Origin of the sequence: Rhodococcus sp. NPDC057014 (genome assembly GCF_042673295.1) — a bacterium.
Taxonomy (GTDB): domain Bacteria; phylum Actinomycetota; class Actinomycetes; order Mycobacteriales; family Mycobacteriaceae; genus Rhodococcus_F.
Map to the genome: position 1 here is coordinate 1 of NZ_JBHUSF010000579.1, position 2,441 is coordinate 2,441.

Annotated in this window: 2 protein-coding genes; one reads left to right on the forward strand and one right to left on the reverse strand. The window is 67.3% G+C overall.

Features of this window, described 5'->3' with window-relative positions; all coding sequences use genetic code 11:
* On the reverse strand, positions 1 to 650 hold a 650-nt coding region (locus tag ACFTZB_RS45035), incomplete at its 3' end, for a penicillin acylase family protein (RefSeq protein WP_378442413.1).
* A 480-nt stretch (positions 651 to 1,130) separates the two neighbouring features.
* Between ACFTZB_RS45035 and ACFTZB_RS45040 the strand changes: the two genes are divergently transcribed.
* Positions 1,131 to 2,405 carry an ROK family protein gene (locus ACFTZB_RS45040; protein ID WP_378442415.1) on the forward strand — a complete coding sequence of 425 codons (1,275 nt, stop codon included), beginning with the start codon at positions 1,131 to 1,133 and terminating at the stop codon, positions 2,403 to 2,405.
* The last annotated feature ends 36 nt before the right edge of the window (positions 2,406 to 2,441 follow it).

The window sequence follows — 2,441 nt, forward strand, 5'->3', positions numbered from 1 at the left end:
ACCGTGGTCGGGGCGGTGGGGTCTTCCTCGGCCCAGATCAGCTGGTCGAAGAGTTGCCGGCCCTTCTCCGCGCCGTTCTTCGCCTGCAGGCTCTTCAGGACCTGGAGGTTCGCGAGTTCACTGCTCGACTGGGAGAACCTGTTGGCCATGGTCTGCACCCAGACCATCGCCACGTCGTATCCGGTCCAGTGCTCCGGCCGGAAATCGCCGTCCAGGAACTGCTTCGGCATCAGGTGATCCGGGTCCGCGGCGACCTCGTCGATCCGCTTGTTGAACCCCTCGGCGTAGCCGTCGAAGATGTCGCGTTCGTCCTGCGGCAGTCGGGAGAGTTGATCCTTGATCGACTGCGGGTCGATGCTCCCCCGCGCCGTCTTGTCGATCTCGACGTAGTCGGGTCCGAGCACCTCGGCCGCCGTGCCGATCGACGACCGCTTGGCCATCTCCATCTGGAACAGGCGATCCTCGGCCACGGAGTAGCCGTATCCGGAGTAGAGCGCGCGCGTGGTGTCGGCGTACACGTGTGGGATTCCGTAACCGTCCCGTTTGACGGTGATTCCGGCGGCGGACTCCTGCGTTCCGGTGGCCGTGCAGGCCGTCAGCAGCACGGTGAGTCCCGTTCCGAGGGCGAGCACCGCCCTCGTCGTCTTCATCGACAACTCCGGACCCGGTGTGCCGACCAGTGACGATCACATCGATACATCTCGCTCCTATAACCGTACGTTCGGTTGGTATCCCGGTGTATTGTGTCGTGAGACACGGTCGGCCGTCAAGAGTGGCGTCGGTCTCCCATTGCTGTGGATGCCGCCGCCCTGCAGCAGCGGGAACTGGGGAAGGGGGTGGCGCGCCGGTACACGCCGTCGCGCCTTCGGATTGGTGAAACCGACCGAAGCTGCTACTTTCGTGACATGTCCTCAGGCCAGTCGACCGCTCCGCGGGTCACCTACGTGACCTCCGCGCTGGGTTCGCGGCTGCCCTTGGCGCGGGAACTGTGTTGTCGCTGTCTCAGCATCTGCAGCTAATTAGCGCCGTCTTCTCCTGATCGATCGTCCTCGGTCGTCCCCATCTCCACCCGGGACCGATGCAGCGTTCGGACGAAGGTGCGCACCGCCTCCGCATGCAAGGACTGCCACGTGTCTACCCCCACCCTTTCCAGCCCTACCCGGACCGGATCCGCATCTCGATTCCAGCGGCCCGTGTCCCGACCCCGTCTGCACATCGTTCCTCCCGAACTGCGGATCAGCGACGGCCCCGCCGCCGGCGTTCTGCGGGTGGCCCGGTCCCGTGGGCCGCTGTCGCGGGACGTCGCCGCGAAGGCGACCGGGCTGAGCATCGCCACCGTCAACCGTCAGGTGTCGGCGCTCCTCGACCTCGGGTTGCTGCGCGAACGCGGCGACCTCACGCCGTCCGGCGCGATCGGTCGTCCGCGTGTTCCGTTCGAGGTCAACCACGAGCCGTACCTGACCGTGGGCATCCACATCGGTGCGGTCGTGACCAGCATCATCGCCAGCGACCTCCGTGGAAAGGTCCTCGGCGCGGTCGAGGTGCCCACCCCGCAGGGCGCGTCCGCCGACGCGCTGACCGGCATCGCCCGCAGCGCACGGGCCTTCGCGTCCCGCTGGCACCGTCGTCGCCCGTTGTGGGCGGGTGTCGCGCTCGGCGGACGCGTCGATGCGCAGACCGGTGTCGTCGACCACCCCAGGCTGGGGTGGAAGTCCGCTCAGGTCGGCGCCATCATCGCGACCGGACTCGGGTTGCCCGTCTCCGTCGCGGCGCACGTCGAGGCGATGGCCGCATCCGAGTTGCTGCTGAGCCCCGACAGCGAAGACGGTGTCGCGCAAGGCGAAACGGGCCTGTACTTCTACGCCCGTGAGACGGCCGGAATCGCGATCACGATCGACGGCCGCGTTCACACCCCGTCGAGCGGTCCCGGTTCCATCGCGCACCTGCCGACCGGTTCGTCGGCGCAGTGCTCGTGCGGTTCACGCGGATGCCTCGAGGCGACGATCAGCGATCGCGCGGTCATCTCCGCCGCGCTCGACGCCGGCATCCTCCCCGAGTCGAACCAGCGTCCGACGATGAGCGCGCTCTACAAGGCGGCATCCTCGGGTTCCGTTCCCGCGCACGAGATCCTGGTCGAACGTGCGCAGGTGCTCGGCAAGACGGTCGCGATGCTGCGGGACCTGTTCAACCCGGACCGTGTGATCCTCGGCGGTCAGGCGTTCACCGAGTACCCGGCCGGAATCCCGCACGTCGCGGAGGCGTTCGCGCAGGCATCGTCGCTGGAGCGCAGGGACATTCGCATTTCCGGATTCGGCAACCGGGTGCAGGAGTACGCCTCGACGGTGGTGTCGCTGAGCGCCATCTACTCCGACCCCGTCGGAGCGATGCGCCGCACATCGCCGTAGTTTCACAGCAATTCGTCAGCCGCACAGGCAATTGCC